Source organism: Anaeromicrobium sp. (assembly GCF_025210435.1).
Classification (GTDB): Bacteria; Bacillota; Clostridia; order Peptostreptococcales; family Thermotaleaceae; genus Anaeromicrobium.
The window spans coordinates 1-16,545 of record NZ_JAOART010000060.1; the positions used below are offsets into that span (position 1 = coordinate 1).

Sequence of the window (16,545 nt, forward strand, 5' to 3'; positions counted from 1 at the left end):
ATCGCTGGTCTACCCATGATTAGGACTCCTTTTCTTATACTATAGATATCTATAATATAAGTTTTTGGAGAAAAAAATTTTATATTCAGTATAAAGCAATTTTAAAACCAAGAAATCTATATAGATTTCGTATTTATAAACCAGCTTTATGTGGGCCTACTTCAGGAAACTATTGAAAATCTTTTCCACCCAAGTCCTTGTCACAAGCGAAAGTGTGAATCTTCGTATATAGGTTCATGTGTCATGTTTAAGTAGCATAGGATGTTGTGACGTTCCAGGGTTCCAAAGATTTTCAATAGTTTCCCTTGTAGGCAAGTTAATGTATAAAATAAATTTAAAACCAAGAAATCTATATACTTCATATAGGGAAGAGGAAATAGTTTATGATTAAGCGGAGTATACGAGTTAAAATACTAATGTACTTACTATTAATAAGTATCATACCTCTTATGTTTATACAATATGTAAGGTTTACAGAAGTAAAAAAAGTCATAGAGGAGAAGGAATTTAGTAAAATAGAAAACTTTTATGAAAATATAGAGAATATATATAAGTCATTTTTAGTTTATTGTGAGGCAGATTTAAATACTTTAACAGAATCTATAGAAAATAGTATGATAAAGGACATAGATGAAGAACATATATATGACAAACTACAAACCTTCCTAAATGATAGACAATATTATAATGAAGTAGCTTATATAGATAAAGATGGAAAAGAGATTATGGCCATAGAAAAGAAACCAGATGGCTTAGGGATTATTTCTACTTGTAAAAATGGAGTGGTTTATGAAAATCTTAGATCCCTATTAAAAAACGAAGAAATATATATGGCAAATATAGAAAAAAGTGAAAAATACCATGGGGATCTTTTAATAAAAGCCCTATACAAAGAAGATCAATTAATAGGATATGTAAAGGTAAAATTAAAGATGAAGATACTTTTAGATAGAATAAAAGCTTACTCTAAAAGGAATGGTTATGAAAACGCTCCCATAATGATAAATCCAGAAAAAACATATGTTTTTCATCCAAATAACAATAAAATATGGACTAAAGTTCAAGATGAAAAAATACTTAATATGATAAAAAGCAATAGTAAGGATATGTTAGTCTATAAGGAAAATAAACAAGTAGTTGTGTTTAAGAAAAGTAAATTAACTGATGACGGAAAACAATCCATATATATGCTTTTGTGTATGGATGAAGATAAGTATATACACGAAGATTTAAACACTAAGATTTTATTTGAAATAATTTATGCAGGAGCCATATTAATAACCCTAGGAATATTAATAACTATTTATTTGGCAAAACCCATATTAAAGCTAGCTGATACAGTAGAAGAAGTTGGACGAGGGAATTTTAATGTGGCTATAGATATTAAAAGTGGAGATGAAATAGAAGTACTAGGAAATAAGATACAAGAAATGGCTAATCATTTAAAATATATGTATCATAATATGGAAAAACTAGTAGATGAAAGAACTAAAGAACTAAAAATGGCCCATAAGGAGTTAAAGGAGTTAGCCAATACAGACTCATTAACAGGTCTTTATAATAGGCACTACTTCAATAGATTTATAGAAACACAGGAAAAAGCAATAAGACATAATAAAAATTCCTTTGGTATATTCATAATAGACATAGATAAATTTAAATATATAAATGATTTTTATGGTCATAATGTGGGAGATGAAATATTAGTTCAAGTGGCCAATATACTAAAGAACTCCACCACTAATGAGGATGTGGTAGTTAGATATGGTGGAGATGAATTTTTAATAGGTCTTGTGGACAGCAATGAAGAAAGGGTAAAAAATATTATAAACAATATAAACCATGGAGTTAATATATTAAATAGGGACAGTTCATTTCTTAGTCGTGATATTTCCCTAAGTATAGGTTATGAAGAATATGACTTTAAATCTACTATAAATGAATGTATTAAAGGGGCAGATGAAAAAATGTATAAAGATAAAAGAAGGAAGGGATAATTCACTTCCTTCTTTTAGGCATATTCAAAAGATAAATTAGTCATTTCACTGGTTATTTGAATTATTTTCTTCGTTATGGAATCGCTTACATATGTTTAATATGCTTGCTCACCATGCCTTGAAAATAATCCAAATCCCTCAGAGAACTGACTGGTTTATTTCTTTCATATGCCTTAATTACTTTATTATTATACTAAATTTTGCTGAAAATAAAGACCCTTTAATGAAAAGTGTATATATGCACTAAAATATACAAAAATAATAATTGGAGATGTCTAAATATTCTTTACAAATCACATGGATTTTTGTATAATGAAATACATAGAGTTGTGTAGAAAAAAGTCGAAAAGGAAGGAAGTTCTATAATGGAATATGTTAAGATGTTGACCAAGAGAAGAAACAATTTAATGGATCGATATACTGACTTAATAAATCGTAATAATTTATCTGAAAAAGAATTGATGATAAAAAGGGAATTAAGAAAGCAGATTATGGATTTAGATTTTGAAATAGAAGAGATAGAATAAAAAAAGACGCTAAGTAAAATTACTCAGCGTCTTTTTCTTCACATTCACAGGGTTCTAAATTATCCTCTATCTTATCCTCTTCTAAGGATGGACATTCTTCTACCTGCAAAGATTCTTCCAAGAAATCTTCATTTTCTTGTAAGGGATCTTCTTTTTTTTGTGATTTCTCACATCCACAGTTACAATCACAATCACATTTGTTACCATCTTTACAATTACAAGTGTCCTTTATGGGATGACCACAATTAGGACAGTAGTTTACATGATCATCTAGTTGAAATTGGCATTGAGAACATTTAAAAATTCCCTTTAATTGATCCATAGTATTTTTACTTTCTTCGATTCTAGAGTCAATTTTGTTCATTTCTTCTAAAAGAAATAGGGATTCTTCAGATAAGTTTTCAATATTATATTTTTTAAAATCCTTATACAGTGCTTTACCAAGGTCATAATAAAGGCTATCTAAACTAGCCATATCCTTAGAAAGACCCATTTTCAATTTAGTCATTTCCGTCACATCAAAGGAAATGTCCTTAATTACTTTAGTACTGTCGATCATACCTTTTTTTACCTTGTTAAAGATACTCATGTGATACCCCCTTTAAAATCATTTCTATATTATTTTATTGACAATAAATTATATATATGCTAAAATGTCAGAAATAAAAAACTTTTATTGAAATTTTGATAAAAGGCACTATTCAATTAAATATGTCAGTTTGTGTGTTATGAGGTTGCAATGATTATAAGTACCAAAAGTGAGAGATAGGGACTCTAGGATCTTATGGGAAAGGAATCATTGCCGAAATGTGTAAATCATCTCTAAATTTACATGTTGGGCATATGCTTAATAGGTATATGACTGTTATTGATAAATTCACCACTTTATCAATAAGGCGCTGATACACAAAGGGTGAAAAGGAAAAATAACAGTCAATGGCCTTTTTACGCTTTGGCTGTTTTTTATTTTGCAAAAAACCATATAAAAGCTTTAATAAATGATCATATAGGAAAATATAAATAAAAGCTTTAATAAATATGTATGAGAATAGGGGAGGTAAATCATATGGCCGTAGTAGTACAAAAATATGGTGGAAGTTCAATTGCTACATTAGAAAAAATAAAAGCCGTAGCAAGTAGAATATCAAAGAGAAGGGAAAGGGGAGATAAAATAGTAGTTGTTGTATCAGCTATGGGAAAGACCACAGATAGCTTGATAAATATGGCTAACTCCTTAAGTGATAATCCTGACAAAAGAGAATTAGATATGCTCATATCTACTGGAGAGCAGGTATCCATATCCTTAATGAGTATGGCCCTTCAAAATGAAGGTTGTGAGTCCGTATCCTTAACGGGAATGCAAGCAGGTATACAAACTAAAGGTTTCCATTCAAAGGCTAGGATTGAACATATAGATTTGACTAATTTAAAGAATCATCTAAATGAAGATAAAGTTGTAGTTGTGGCAGGTTTCCAAGGGGTAAACCATAATGGTGATATAACTACCTTAGGCCGTGGTGGAAGTGATACTACTGCAGTGGCCTTGTCAGCTAAATTAAATTGCAATTGCGAAATATATACGGACGTGGATGGAATATATACAGTAGATCCACGATTATTTCCTACAGCTAGAAAATTAAAGAGTATATCCTATGAAGAAATGCTTGAAATGGCAAGTCTAGGTGCAGGAGTTATGGAAACTAGATCCGTTGAAATTGCACAAAAGTATGGGGTCAAAGTTTATGTGGCATTAAATACAGGGCAGTGGGAAGGGACTTATATAAAGGAGAGTGACAATACTATGGAAAGTAAAGCAATAACAGGACTATCTTTGAGTGATAAGGATTTAATGGTTACTATAGATAATGTTAAATATGATATACAAAATATAAGCTATATTTTTAATGAGTTGGCAAGTAAGGATATTAATATAGATATGATAAGTCAAACGGCTCCAGCAGGAGGTCATGTGAGTTTATCCTTTACAGCCCCTAAGACAGATGAAAAAACTATACTAGATATATTAGAGGATGTGGAGAGAAAAATAGGAAATATAAACGTAGAAATAGAGAAAGATATAACAAAGTTGTCCGTTGTAGGAATAGGTATGAGAAGTCAGTCAGGGGTTGCTGCTAAGGTATTTCATATACTGGCTAGCAATAATATCCAATTTAAGCAAGTAACTACTTCAGAAATTCGAATTTCATATACTATAGATACGTCAGATAGGCAAAGGGCTTTAGAAGCTGTGGCCAATGAATTTAATTTATAGATAAAAAATTAAAGATAGGTAAGGTCAAACATAAAGTGATAAGGTGTTGACCTTACCTATTTTTCTTTTTTCGGAATAATTAGAAAAGAAAATAGAAGGATTTGTTATATATTTAACGAATATAACATTAGACAGGTTATATTTATGGGAAACATAAGAAAATAGATGTTGGTATTTCTATGTAAAAGAGGTATAATTTCCTTGTAGGCTATAATTGGGGGGGAAAGATATGAACTATGAAATGTTAATTCTAGAAAAGAAAGATAGAATGGCTATTTTAAAGTTAAATAGACCAAATGCATTAAATGCATTAAATTCTCAGATATTATTGGAATTAGATAAAGCTATTGATAATATAAAGGAAGACGATTCTGTAGATGTACTTATATTAACTGGAGAAGGGAAGGCCTTTGTGGCTGGAGCAGATATTTCTCAAATGAAGGATTTAAATGCAGAAGAAGGAAGAAAATTTGGTCTATTAGGTCAAAGGGTCTTTAGAAAAATAGAGACTCTAGAAAAGCCATCTATAGCTGCTGTTAACGGTTTTGCTTTAGGTGGAGGCTGTGAGCTTGCTATGAGCTGTGATTTAAGGATCGCAAGTGAAAGGGCAAAGTTTGGTCAACCAGAAGTAGGTTTGGGTATTACACCAGGTTTTTCAGGTACTCAAAGATTACCAAGACTCGTTGGTGTGGCTAAGGCAAAAGAGTTAATATTTACAGGAAACATAATTAAGGCTGAAGAAGCTAGGGACATTGGATTAGTAAACAAGGTTGTAGATAAGGAAAGCCTATTAGATGAAGCTATTAGTATGGCTCAAAGTATAATAAAAAATGCTCAATTAGCCGTAAGATACTCTAAGATGGCAATAGATAGAGGAATGCAAGGTGATATTGATACAGGCATTGAAGTAGAAGCAAATTTATTTGGTTTGTGTTTTGCAACAAAGGATCAAAAGGAAGGTATGACTGCTTTTGTTGAGAAGCGTGAAGCAAATTTTGAAACTAAATAATTTTAGGGGGAACAGCATATGAAAAAAATAGGTGTTTTAGGAACAGGTACAATGGGTGCTGGAATTATCCAAGTTTTTGCTCAAAAGGGTTATGAAGTTTGTGTTAGAGCTAGAAGAGATTCTTCTATTGAAAGAGGATTAGCTACAGTATCTAAAAACTTAGACAGATTAATCAAAAAAGAAAGATTAACTGAAGAGCAAAAAAGTGAAGTAATGGGTAGAATACATACGTCTACAGATATTAGCATAATGAAAGATTGTGATCTAATAGTAGAAGCTGCCACTGAAAATATGGAGGCTAAAAAAGAGTTATTTGCTCAATTAGATGAATTATGTAAAGAAGATACTATTATAGCTACAAATACTTCTTCTTTATCTATAACTGAAATAGCATCAGCTACTAATAGACCAGATAAGGTTATTGGTATGCATTTCTTCAACCCAGTTCCAGTAATGAAGTTAGTAGAAATTATTAAGGGTATTGCTACTTCTGATGAAACTAAGGAAGTAATAGTAGAATTAACTAAGGAGATAGGAAAAACTCCAGTAGAAGTAGATGAAGCTCCTGGATTTGTTGTAAATAGAGTATTAATTCCTATGATAAACGAAGCTATAGGCATATTAGCTGACGGTGTAGCTACTAAGGAAGACATAGATGAAGCTATGAAGCTTGGTGCAAATCATCCAATTGGACCTTTAGCTTTAGGTGATTTAATTGGTCTTGATGTATGCTTAGCTATTATGGAAGTATTATATAATGAATTTGGTGATTCTAAGTATAGACCACATCCATTATTAAGAAAAATGGTTAGAGCTAATCTATTAGGAAGAAAGACTAAAAAAGGATTCTTTGATTATAATAGATAGAGATAAAAAATGCTGCGAAAGCAGCATTTTTTATTTTTGCTTCAAATATGATTTCTACATATATTGCAATTTGTTTTTGGCAAAAATAGTTAATAAAAAATTACAAAAGTAATAAAAAAATGAATAGAAAAGATTTGTAATATATTTTTAACTATTATATTTTTAACATATGTTACAATAGATATGGACATGTATTTGAAAGGGAGATATATATGAAGACATTTATGAAGGTATTTTTCATAGGATTTCTATGTTTTACAATTGTAATGGGAGCTGGTGTATGGGCCTTTACAAAGTTTTATAATCCTCCAGAGGAAATTGTAGTACAAGAGCCAAAGGAAGAAGTAAAGGAAAAAGAAGTACCAAAGGAAGATCCAAAGAGTGAGTTAGAGCTCTTAATAGAAAAAAGTGATAGAATAAACTTTTTATTATTAGGTATGGAAGGTCCTAGAACGGATACTATAATGTTTGCAAGTTTTGATCCAGATACTAACAATATAGATTTAGTATCTGTACCTAGGGATACTTATTATGAGAGAAATAAAAATCATTCTCCAGATAAGAAAAAAATAAATGCAGTTCATGGAGATGAAGGGGTAACAGGAACTAAGACAGCTATTAGTAAAGTTCTTTGTAATGTACCTATAGATTATTATATTAAAGTTAGATATGAGGGTGTAGAGAGTGTAGTAGATTCATTAGGGGGAGTAAAGGTGACTATTCCTATTGATATGAAATATGATGACCCTTATGACAAGCCACCTCTTCATATAGACTTAAGAAAGGGTACACAAGTATTAGATGGTAAAAAGGCTATTCAATTCTTAAGATTTAGAAAGGGTAATGATGGAAAGGGGTATCCAAATGGAGACCTTGGACGTACTAAAGCACAGCAACAGTTTATAAAGGCTGCCTTAAGGAGGGCATTAGGCTTTAGATTACCAGTAGTTGCCAACACCGTCATGAAATATATTGATACGGATCTGTCTGTAGTGGATGGAGTAAAACTTGCTACAGATGCTATTGGTATGAACAGTGATAGTTTAAAGACATATTCTATGCCTGGAGATACTGTAATGAGAAACAGATTATCATACTTTATACATGATAAATCTGGAGCTGAAGATATAATAAAAGAAATATATTCAAGATAAGGGATGCCATGTGCACCCTTATTTATATTTAGGTCTTATTAGACTATATAACTTTTTAAATTAAATTAATATAATGATAGTGAGAAGAAGGACTTTTAAGGCATATGCAGAATATGTATAAAAATATAGTATATGTAAACTTGCTTTATAGACAAGTTAGTGCATAAATAGAGCTTAATATTGATAAATTCATATATAAACATTTTATAATTAACTAGGAGTGGTAAACAGTGAAAAATACGAAAGTAATAGTAAGGTTAATAATACTGTTTTTAGTACTTGGAAGTGTAAGTGGATCTATTACTTTCTTTGTTTTAGATAAAAAGAAAGAAGCAGATGAAAAAAGTACTATAATAGTGGAGGAAGTTAAGGAAGAAGTATCAGTAGTAGAGGAAAAGGATCCTTTTAAAGAAGTTGTTGAAAATATTGATGAACTATATATAGAATGTAAATCTTCTCCTGATAATGTAATAGAAGTGAAGACAGAAGAGTGTAGTAGAATTGTAGATCTCTTAAAGGGATTAGAACTTAATTTACTCATGTCATCTAAGGAAGATAAGGAAAAGTATATGGAGAATTTGTATACTCTTCATGTTAAAAGTGAAAATGTGAAAATAAAATTAAATAAAAACTATATAATAGTGGATAATCCAACTGGTGGAAGTAGTGTATATGAAGGAAATAAGGAAGACATACAAAGGGTTATAGAGGAACTAGGGATCATATATGTGGATGAATATGCTGATCATTTGAGGTTTAAAGATGTGGATAAAATAAGCATTTTAGCTAAGGATATATCTCGTGTATGGACTCTTAACAAGGATGAAATTGAAGGGTTTTTAGGAAATATTACTTTGAAAAATCCAATAGTTATGGAAGAAAACATGAATTTAAGTGCCATATTTCCAAACTATTATATAGAAGTGGCCATAGGAGATAGGGTCCATAATGTAAGACTGTTAAATAAAAAAACCATATTAATCGATTCCTATGATTCTAAGGAATTTTATGAATATGATGGAAAACTTTGGGATTATCTAATGGATAAATATAAAATAGATAAGATCACTAATAGGGATTCAATGGAATATTTATTAAATAGTACAAAGGTAGTAATAGATGATAGGGAGAATATATTTGATTTAGAAGATGAAGTGTTTTATCCTAGGGAATTAGCTAGAATGTTAGTAAACTCCATAAAGTCAGAAACAATGGTAACTCCCTATGAATCAGAATTAAAATACACTTTAACCTTTAATGTGTCAGAAGAGGAACTTGTGGTAAAGATATATGAAAATAGTATTACCTATAGGGATAAAACATATTATAGTGAAAATATAGGGGAAATAATTAAAAGTACTATGAGTATATAATTTGAGGCTAGGATAAAATCCTAGCCCTTTAATTTTTGTACTAACTGTTCTCCAATGCTGTTCACATTTCCAGCTCCCATAGTGATAACCAGATCATTTGGTTTAGCATTTTCATAAATGTAATTTACTATGGAATCAAATTCTTTCATGTATTTCACTTTATCATTATGTTTTTTAATCTTTTTAACTAGATCCTTAGAGTGGATTTCTCCCGTGTCCTTTTCTCGAGCTGCATATATGTCTGTGATAATAAGATTATCTACTTCAGCAAGGGCCTGTGAGAACTCATCTAAAAGGCATAGGGTCCTAGTAAATGTATGGGGTTGAAAAACACACCATAGATTATTGTGATCCATATTAGATAGGGCCTTTAATGTGGCCTCTATTTCTGTTGGATGGTGAGCATAGTCATCTACTATTTTTATATTGTTAATATGACCAAGTAAATCAAATCTCCTATGGGTACCACCAAAGGTATTTAAAGCCTCATTTATATGATCAATATCTATTCCAAAATGATGACAGCATGCAATGGATGCTAGGCTGTTGAATAGATTATGCTCTCCTGGAACTTTCAAATTAATTTTTCCTAGGAATTCATCCCTTTTATACAAGTCAAAAGAAGGATATCCCAGGTCATTGAAAGAAATATTCGAAGGATAGTAATCTGAATTATTATCTTTACCATAAGTAACTAAATTACAATGGACATGGTCTATTATACTTTGTATATTAGGATCATCACCATAGGCTATTAAAAGGCCATCCTTTGGAATTAAATCTATAAATTCTTTAAAAGTTTCTTTTATATGATCTAAGTCTTTGAAGTAATCTAGGTGATCTTCTTCAATGTTTAAAATAATTCCAATGGTAGGGAAGAATTTTAAGAAGCTTCCCACATATTCACAAGCTTCTGTAACAAAATAATCTCTAGAACCAACTTTAACATTACCGCCTATGTTATCTAGTTGGCCACCAACTAATATGGTAGGAGAGTATTTGTTATAGTCTAAAATTACAGAAATCATAGATGTGGTAGTGGTCTTTCCATGGGTACCTGCTACGGCTATGTTGTTTTTGAACTTTTTCATAAGAAGGCCTAACATTTCTGCCCTAGATAGGATAGGAATTTCCTTAGTCCTAGCTTCCACAAGCTCAGGATTATTTTCTTTTACTGCAGCAGTATATACTACTAAATCTGGATTAGATATGTTATTCTTATTATGGCCCATGTGTATAGTGGCCCCTTGAGATGAAAGTTTTTTAGTGATTTCTGAATCATTCATATCTGAACCAGTTACCTTATAATCGAAGTTAATAAGAATTTGTGCTAAGGCACTCATACTTATTCCACCTATTCCGATGAAATGTATGTGGTTTATACTATGTTTATCTAAATCAAAATCAAACATTACAAAATCCTCCAATAAAACTTTATTGTTAATTATAACCATATTTATATATATTTATTAAAATAATGTGAAATGATAAATATGAAGAAAAAGTTTTCTTAGAAAATTATAACATAAAAAGATTTATTAGAAGATAAATGTATTGAATAATTGTGTAAAAAGCAATAATATAATATTAAACGAAAAAATTGAATGGAGAATGGAAAAGAATGAAAATAAAGAGAAATGAACGAATCGGAGCATTAGTTAAAATATTGACTGATAATCCAAATCATTTATTTAATCTTAGTTATTTTACGGATAAATTTAATGCGGCCAAATCTAGTATTAGTGAAGATATTGTAATAGTAAAGAAACTAATGGAAGATCTAGAATTGGGCAAGGTAGAAACGGTGCCAGGGGCTGCAGGAGGGGTAAAATATATACCTGTCTTAACTAAAGAAGAAACTAAGGAAATATTAGATAAAGTGTGTGATAAACTTAAAGATCCAAAAAGAATCATACCAGGTCCATTTTTATACATGGCAGATATAATATATAACCCTGCAACCATGAGAAAGGTTGGGAATATTTTTGCTAGCCAATTTATGGATAAGGAAATTGATTATGTAATCACAGTAGAAACTAAAGGTATTCCCATAGCCATGATGACGGCAAATGCACTTAATGTACCCCTTATAATATTAAGAAGGGATAGTAAAGTTACGGAAGGATCTACTGTTAGCATTAACTATCTATCTGGATCAACGGGTAAAATCCAAACCATGTCCATATCTAAGCGTGCCATTAAACCTGGGTCTAATGTAATCATAATAGATGATTTTATGAAGGCTGGAGGAACGGCTAAGGGTATGGTAGATATGATGCGTGAATTTGACGCAAATGTGGTAGGAATAGGAGTACTAATAAGTACAAAGGAACCAGAAGTTAAGGTTGTAAAAGACTATATCCCCTTACTTGTATTAGATCATATAGATGATAAGGAAGAAAATGTAGTAATATATCCTAATGAAGATTTAGTTTAAAAGGTTAGCCTCGGCTAACCTTTTTTAAAATTTTTTAAGAATCTGTTTAAAGATATTTAATCCTTTGCCTTAAGCAAGAATTTCATTGGTGCTAGGTCAAAATTAGATATGACTATACCAAGAACTATTACCAAACCGGCTACTAATTGTAGTACTGAGAGTTTTTCTCCAAGGACAAGGCCCGCTGTAATAAGTCCAGTGACAGGAACCAATAAGGATAATGGTGCTACTCTACCTGTAGAATATCTAGCAAGTAATCTACTCCATGTGCCGTATCCAAATAATGTTGAGAAAAAAGCAAGATATAAGACAGCGAAAATGGATATGCCATTTAAATTAGTAATTGAGTGTAATAATGTTTCTGGTGTGTCAAACATAAGTGCAAGAATCATAAGAGGTATGGGAGGTACAAGACTTGACCATACAACAAGGCTAAGCATATCCAATTTTTGTCCCTTAGAAGTTGCACGGGCAACAGCATATCTTATTACTATATTGGATCCACTCCAAGAAGCGGCAGCTAAAAGGCTTAATGAAAATGCTCCAATGGGAATAGATAAGGTTCCGTTAGAACCTCCATTTGTACCTATGAGGTAAAGACCTAGTGAAGCAATTATAAGACCTATTATTTGCCTTGTTTTTAGTGGTTCTTTTAAAAGAACTGCCCCAAATAAGATCGTGAAAAATGCTTGAGATTGAAGGATAACAGAAGCAATACCAGCAGGCATTCCTATATCCATAGCATAAAACAAGCAACCAAATTGTCCAACACCTACTGCTAATCCATAGGCAATACAATATTTCCATTCTATGGTGGGACGACTTACAAAAAAAATAGCTGGAAATGCAGTTAGCACATAGCGCAAAACGGCTAATAGCATGGAAGGCACTCCAGCAAGACCCAATTTAATCACAGTGAAATTAGCTCCCCAAACTATAACCACAAGAAAGGCAAGGCCAATATCTTTTTTACTCATTTTTTCATTTGTAATAATTCTCATCTCCCTTCTATTATTAAGTCATTAAAATTATGTTCTTATTCTTATTATTAATAGATTCAATTATACCACGGAGCCCTTATCTTAATAGATATAAATCTTAAAAAATATTAATAAATTTATTTCTTTCATGTGTGTAATTTAAAAATCTTTGTTCTTTTAATATATTCAACTACTATACTGTATCATTCTAAAAATAAAGAATATTTGAAAATACAACTTCCATCATTCAGAAAATTAAAATTTTTTAAAAATTTTCAAAAATAAAGAAGGAAATATTAAATATTTGGAGAACATGTTAAATAGCTTATTTTGTATGAGACCAGGAAGGAGGTAATAGGTATGGAAGTTACAGATGTTCGTGTAAGAAAAATTCAAGATGAAGGAAAAATGAAGGGGATAGTGTCAGTTACTTTCGATAATGAGTTTGTAGTACATGATATTAAAATAATAGAAGGATTAAATGGACTATTTATTGCTATGCCTAGTAGAAAGATAGGAGAAGGTGATTTTAGAGATATAGCCCATCCTATTAATTCAGAAACCAGATCTAGATTACAGGAGAAAATATTTGATGCCTATGAAAAGGCAAAATTAAATCAAGACGAATAGGGTACAAGCCTAATTTTTTAAAGTTTAAAACCTTTATGATGAAAATACTCATTGTAGTTTTCATCAGTAAGGTTTTTTTTATGTGTTTTAGGCATATTCAAAAAATAAATTAGTCATTTCACTGGTTATTTGAATCATTTTCTTCGTTATGGAATCCCTCACATATGTTTAATATGCTCACTCACCATGCCTTGAAAATAATCCAAACCCCTCAATGATCTGACTAGTTTATTTTTTTCATATGCCTTATCTTAAAAAAATTATAAATATTAAGTTTATTATTGGTTATATCTCATAAAAAGTGATATACTATTTATCGGAAAAAAGGAAAAAATAAGGACGTATAACTTGTCGAAAAATAAAGTTTTGTGTTCTATAGTATATATAAATGATGTATAATAGGGAGTGATTGTAAAATGGAAAAGACTACAGCCATTATATTGGCAGCTGGTGCAGGTACTAGAATGAAATCTAAGTTTCCAAAGGTAGTGCATAGGGTATGTGGAAAATCTATGGTAGAACATGTTATACATGTGGCTAAATGTTCGGATTGTGAAGAGACAGTAGTGGTAATAGGTCATGGTGCAGATGTGGTAAAAGAAACGGTTAAAGAGGATGTACATTTTGTTTTGCAAAGGGAGCAATTAGGAACAGGTCATGCTGTAGCCCAAGCAAAAGAATATATTAAAGATGAAGGATATGTACTTTTATTATATGGAGATACTCCTTTAATTCAAGCACACACATTAAAAGCAATGATAAAGTATCATAAGGAAAACAGCTTAGGAGCAACAGTTTTAACAGCTCATGTGGATAATCCTTATGGATATGGAAGAATTGTGAAGGATAGTACAGGGTATGTGGAAAAAATCGTTGAACACAAGGATGCAAATGAAGAGGAACTTAAGATTACTGAAATAAATTCTGGAATGTATTTATATGATGCAAAGCTTTTAAAAGAATCCTTAGGTCTATTAAATAATAATAATAGTCAAAGGGAGTATTATATAACAGATGTGGTAGGAATACTAAATGACAAGGGACATAAAGTTGGTTCTTATGTATTAGAAGATATGGAAGAAATTTTAGGAGTAAACTCAAGAGTTCAGTTAGCCCAAGCTGAGAAGATAATGAGGGACAGAACATTAAACAAACTAATGGACAATGGAGTTACATTGATAGATCCTAACAATACGTATATAGATGCCCATGTGGAAATTGGCCAAGATACTATAATTTATCCAGGTGCAATAATAAAGGGTAATACTATTATTGGAAATGAATGTATTATAGGACATAATACTAGAATTGAAAACTCTACTATTAAGGATAAGGTGGAGATTCAAAGTTCTACTATAATAGATAGTTTTGTAGATGAAGAGACTATTGTAGGACCATATGCATATTTAAGACCTAATAGTAAGATAGGTAAAAAAGCTAAAATAGGAGACTTTGTTGAAGTTAAAAATGCAACTATAGGAGATAATTCTAAAGCATCCCATCTAGCTTATATAGGAGATGCACAAGTTGGATCAGGTGTTAATATAGGTTGTGGGGTAGTATTTGTTAACTATGACGGGAAAAATAAGCATAAAACCATAGTTGAGGACAACGCTTTCGTGGGAAGTAATTGTAACTTAGTAGCTCCAGTAACTATAAAAGAAAATTCTTATATTGCTACAGGTTCTACTATAACTAAAGAAGTTCCAGAGGGAGCATTATCAGTAGCTAGACAAAAGCAAAGGAACATAGAAGGATGGGTAGAGAGAAAAGGACTTCTAAAAAACAAATAGCCTAAGGAGGATATTAAATGAATACTAATAGACAAAAGATCAAAGTATTTGCAGGAAATGCATCTAAAGAATTGGCTTCTAAAATCTGTCAGGAATTAGAGATTGAGTTAGGAGATGCTCATGTTGGAACTTTCAGTGATGGAGAGATTTCAGTAAATATCAATGAAACTGTAAGAGGTGCAGATGTATTTGTAATTCAATCAACTTGTGAACCAGTAAATAATAACTTAATGGAACTTTTAATAATGGTAGATGCATTAAAGAGAGCTTCTGCAGGAAGAATTAATGCGGTTATACCTTATTATGGATATGCAAGACAAGATAGAAAAGCAAAAGCTAGAGATCCAATCACAGCAAAATTAGTAGCAGATTTAATAACAGCAGCAGGAGCAGACAGAGTACTTACTATGGACTTACATGCTGCTCAAATCCAAGGATATTTCGAAATTCCACTAGATCATCTTTTAGGTGTGCCAATACTTGCTAAACACTTTAAAGAAAGAGGTATTGAAGATTTAGTAGTAGTATCTCCAGACTTAGGAAGTGTAACTAGAGCTAGGAATTTTGCAGGATACTTAGATGCACCTATAGCTATAATTGACAAGAGAAGACCTAAGGCTAACGTATCAGAGGTAATGAATATTATAGGGGATATAGAAGGTAAAAATGTAATATTAATTGATGACATGATAGATACGGCAGGAACTATTACAAATGCTGCTAGTGCTTTAAAGGAATTTGGAGCTAAAGATGTTTATGCATGCTGTACTCATCCCGTATTATCAGGTCCAGCAATAGAGAGAATTAATAATTCTGCTATTGATGAATTAGTAATACTTGATACTATTGAACTTGATGAAAATAAGAAAATAAAAAATATCAATTCTCTATCAGTGGCCGGCATATTTGCTGAGGCAATAAAGAGAATATATGGAAACCAATCTGTAAGTAAATTATTTGATTAATAAAAGGTGGAAGACTTGTTCTTCCACCTTTTGCTCTTTTAGAAAAGAGTATTAGTAAAAAAGGAACTGTCTTAGAATAATAATTAATATTATTTTAAGACAGTTCCTTTTATGAAATTTCTATTATTTAATACTGAGTATCAGTTAAAGATAATGGGTCTTCACCATATTGATTTGGACCATCAGTTCCTTTAACAAATGTAAGTACAATTGATGGATATAAATTAACCAATGGAATTAAACAAAGCAATATGAAAGAACCAGATTTATTAAGATCATGAGACCTCTTTATATATAAACATGCCATGGGATAAAGTGAAGCTACTCCAACAATACCAGAAAGCATTAAGCCAACTGAATTCTGAATAAGACTATTAATTATAAATGAGATTATTCCAGAAACAGCAGAAAGTAAAATATTGTAACCAAAAAACTTAGCTCTATTAATTCTTCCATCATAACTAAAAAACATTTCTTTCAATTTAGTCACCTCCTAATCTAAAAAAACAAATATATACATAATATTACAATAAAATCAAAA

General features: G+C 31.0%; 15 protein-coding genes and 1 riboswitch. Of the genes, 11 read left to right on the forward strand and 4 right to left on the reverse strand.

Features of this window, described 5'->3' with window-relative positions; all coding sequences use genetic code 11:
• The first annotated feature begins 383 nt into the window (after positions 1-383).
• Both N4A57_RS07155 and N4A57_RS07160 read left to right on the forward strand, forming a co-directional pair.
• Positions 384-1,997: a diguanylate cyclase domain-containing protein gene (locus N4A57_RS07155; RefSeq protein ID WP_293657154.1), complete on the forward strand. Its 1,614-nt coding sequence runs from the start codon at positions 384-386 to the stop codon at positions 1,995-1,997.
• A gap of 365 nt (positions 1,998-2,362) precedes the next feature.
• On the forward strand, positions 2,363-2,524 hold the full coding sequence (locus tag N4A57_RS07160; protein WP_293657155.1) for a hypothetical protein: 162 nt from the start codon (positions 2,363-2,365) through the stop codon (positions 2,522-2,524).
• A gap of 19 nt (positions 2,525-2,543) precedes the next feature.
• Here N4A57_RS07160 and N4A57_RS07165 read toward each other — a convergent pair whose 3' ends face one another.
• A complete protein-coding gene (locus N4A57_RS07165) occupies positions 2,544-3,113 on the reverse strand; it encodes a zinc-ribbon domain-containing protein (protein WP_293657156.1) in 570 nt (189 codons plus the stop codon).
• Between the two features lie 130 nt (positions 3,114-3,243).
• A riboswitch (Lysine riboswitch) is annotated at positions 3,244-3,434 on the forward strand.
• 156 nt (positions 3,435-3,590) lie between these two features.
• On the opposite strand from N4A57_RS07165, the gene N4A57_RS07170 reads away from it, so the two are divergent.
• The 5 genes from N4A57_RS07170 to N4A57_RS07190 all read left to right on the forward strand — a co-directional run bounded on the left by N4A57_RS07170 (position 3,591) and on the right by N4A57_RS07190 (position 9,199).
• Positions 3,591-4,796 carry an aspartate kinase gene (locus tag N4A57_RS07170; protein ID WP_293657157.1) on the forward strand — a complete coding sequence of 402 codons (1,206 nt, stop codon included), beginning with the start codon at positions 3,591-3,593 and terminating at the stop codon, positions 4,794-4,796.
• Positions 4,797-5,025: 229 nt separating this feature from the next.
• Positions 5,026-5,805, forward strand: coding sequence for a short-chain-enoyl-CoA hydratase (locus tag N4A57_RS07175; protein ID WP_293657158.1), 780 nt, complete (start codon positions 5,026-5,028; stop codon positions 5,803-5,805).
• 18 nt (positions 5,806-5,823) lie between these two features.
• On the forward strand, positions 5,824-6,672 hold the full coding sequence (locus tag N4A57_RS07180; protein ID WP_293657159.1) for a 3-hydroxybutyryl-CoA dehydrogenase: 849 nt from the start codon (positions 5,824-5,826) through the stop codon (positions 6,670-6,672).
• Positions 6,673-6,884: 212 nt separating this feature from the next.
• On the forward strand, positions 6,885-7,826 hold the full coding sequence (locus tag N4A57_RS07185) for an LCP family protein (protein WP_293657160.1): 942 nt from the start codon (positions 6,885-6,887) through the stop codon (positions 7,824-7,826).
• 230 nt (positions 7,827-8,056) lie between these two features.
• Positions 8,057-9,199, forward strand: coding sequence for a hypothetical protein (locus tag N4A57_RS07190; protein WP_293657161.1), 1,143 nt, complete (start codon positions 8,057-8,059; stop codon positions 9,197-9,199).
• A 20-nt stretch (positions 9,200-9,219) separates the two neighbouring features.
• Here the strand turns inward: N4A57_RS07190 and murC are convergent, their stop codons facing one another.
• Positions 9,220-10,611, reverse strand: a complete 1,392-nt coding sequence (murC, locus tag N4A57_RS07195; RefSeq protein WP_293657163.1) for a UDP-N-acetylmuramate--L-alanine ligase — start codon at positions 10,609-10,611, stop codon at positions 9,220-9,222.
• Between the two features lie 209 nt (positions 10,612-10,820).
• On the opposite strand from murC, the gene purR reads away from it, so the two are divergent.
• A complete protein-coding gene (gene purR / locus N4A57_RS07200) occupies positions 10,821-11,636 on the forward strand; it encodes a pur operon repressor (RefSeq protein WP_293657164.1) in 816 nt (271 codons plus the stop codon).
• A gap of 56 nt (positions 11,637-11,692) precedes the next feature.
• Here the strand turns inward: purR and N4A57_RS07205 are convergent, their stop codons facing one another.
• On the reverse strand, positions 11,693-12,613 hold the full coding sequence (locus N4A57_RS07205) for an EamA family transporter (RefSeq protein WP_293657165.1): 921 nt from the start codon (positions 12,611-12,613) through the stop codon (positions 11,693-11,695).
• A gap of 363 nt (positions 12,614-12,976) precedes the next feature.
• On the opposite strand from N4A57_RS07205, the gene spoVG reads away from it, so the two are divergent.
• The 3 genes from spoVG to N4A57_RS07220 all read left to right on the forward strand — a co-directional run bounded on the left by spoVG (position 12,977) and on the right by N4A57_RS07220 (position 16,004).
• Complete coding sequence (gene spoVG, locus N4A57_RS07210) at positions 12,977-13,246, forward strand: septation regulator SpoVG (RefSeq protein WP_293657166.1); 270 nt, start codon at positions 12,977-12,979, stop codon at positions 13,244-13,246.
• Positions 13,247-13,662: 416 nt separating this feature from the next.
• Positions 13,663-15,039, forward strand: a complete 1,377-nt coding sequence (gene glmU / locus N4A57_RS07215; RefSeq protein WP_293657168.1) for a bifunctional UDP-N-acetylglucosamine diphosphorylase/glucosamine-1-phosphate N-acetyltransferase GlmU — start codon at positions 13,663-13,665, stop codon at positions 15,037-15,039.
• A 17-nt stretch (positions 15,040-15,056) separates the two neighbouring features.
• Positions 15,057-16,004: a ribose-phosphate diphosphokinase gene (locus N4A57_RS07220; protein ID WP_293657170.1), complete on the forward strand. Its 948-nt coding sequence runs from the start codon at positions 15,057-15,059 to the stop codon at positions 16,002-16,004.
• Positions 16,005-16,131: 127 nt separating this feature from the next.
• Here the strand turns inward: N4A57_RS07220 and N4A57_RS07225 are convergent, their stop codons facing one another.
• The gene (locus N4A57_RS07225; RefSeq protein WP_293657205.1) at positions 16,132-16,476 is read right to left on the reverse strand and encodes a DUF805 domain-containing protein; all 345 of its coding nucleotides are present in this window, start codon (positions 16,474-16,476) and stop codon (positions 16,132-16,134) included.
• Positions 16,477-16,545 lie beyond the last annotated feature (69 nt).

Excerpts from the sequence above, each read along its gene's own strand:
- N4A57_RS07180 (WP_293657159.1), top strand. The coding sequence starts at position 5,824 with ATGAAAAAAATAGGTGTTTTAGGAACAGGTACAATGGGTGCTGGAATT.
- N4A57_RS07170 (WP_293657157.1), top strand. The coding sequence starts at position 3,591 with ATGGCCGTAGTAGTACAAAAATATGGTGGAAGTTCAATTGCTACATTA.
- glmU (WP_293657168.1), top strand. The coding sequence starts at position 13,663 with ATGGAAAAGACTACAGCCATTATATTGGCAGCTGGTGCAGGTACTAGA.
- N4A57_RS07165 (WP_293657156.1), bottom strand. The coding sequence starts at position 3,113 with ATGAGTATCTTTAACAAGGTAAAAAAAGGTATGATCGACAGTACTAAA.
- N4A57_RS07175 (WP_293657158.1), top strand. The coding sequence starts at position 5,026 with ATGAACTATGAAATGTTAATTCTAGAAAAGAAAGATAGAATGGCTATT.
- N4A57_RS07225 (WP_293657205.1), bottom strand. The coding sequence starts at position 16,476 with ATGTTTTTTAGTTATGATGGAAGAATTAATAGAGCTAAGTTTTTTGGT.
- murC (WP_293657163.1), bottom strand. The coding sequence starts at position 10,611 with ATGTTTGATTTTGATTTAGATAAACATAGTATAAACCACATACATTTC.
- purR (WP_293657164.1), top strand. The coding sequence starts at position 10,821 with ATGAAAATAAAGAGAAATGAACGAATCGGAGCATTAGTTAAAATATTG.
- spoVG (WP_293657166.1), top strand. The coding sequence starts at position 12,977 with ATGGAAGTTACAGATGTTCGTGTAAGAAAAATTCAAGATGAAGGAAAA.
- N4A57_RS07205 (WP_293657165.1), bottom strand. The coding sequence starts at position 12,613 with ATGAGTAAAAAAGATATTGGCCTTGCCTTTCTTGTGGTTATAGTTTGG.
- N4A57_RS07160 (WP_293657155.1), top strand. The coding sequence starts at position 2,363 with ATGGAATATGTTAAGATGTTGACCAAGAGAAGAAACAATTTAATGGAT.
- N4A57_RS07155 (WP_293657154.1), top strand. The coding sequence starts at position 384 with ATGATTAAGCGGAGTATACGAGTTAAAATACTAATGTACTTACTATTA.
- N4A57_RS07220 (WP_293657170.1), top strand. The coding sequence starts at position 15,057 with ATGAATACTAATAGACAAAAGATCAAAGTATTTGCAGGAAATGCATCT.
- N4A57_RS07185 (WP_293657160.1), top strand. The coding sequence starts at position 6,885 with ATGAAGACATTTATGAAGGTATTTTTCATAGGATTTCTATGTTTTACA.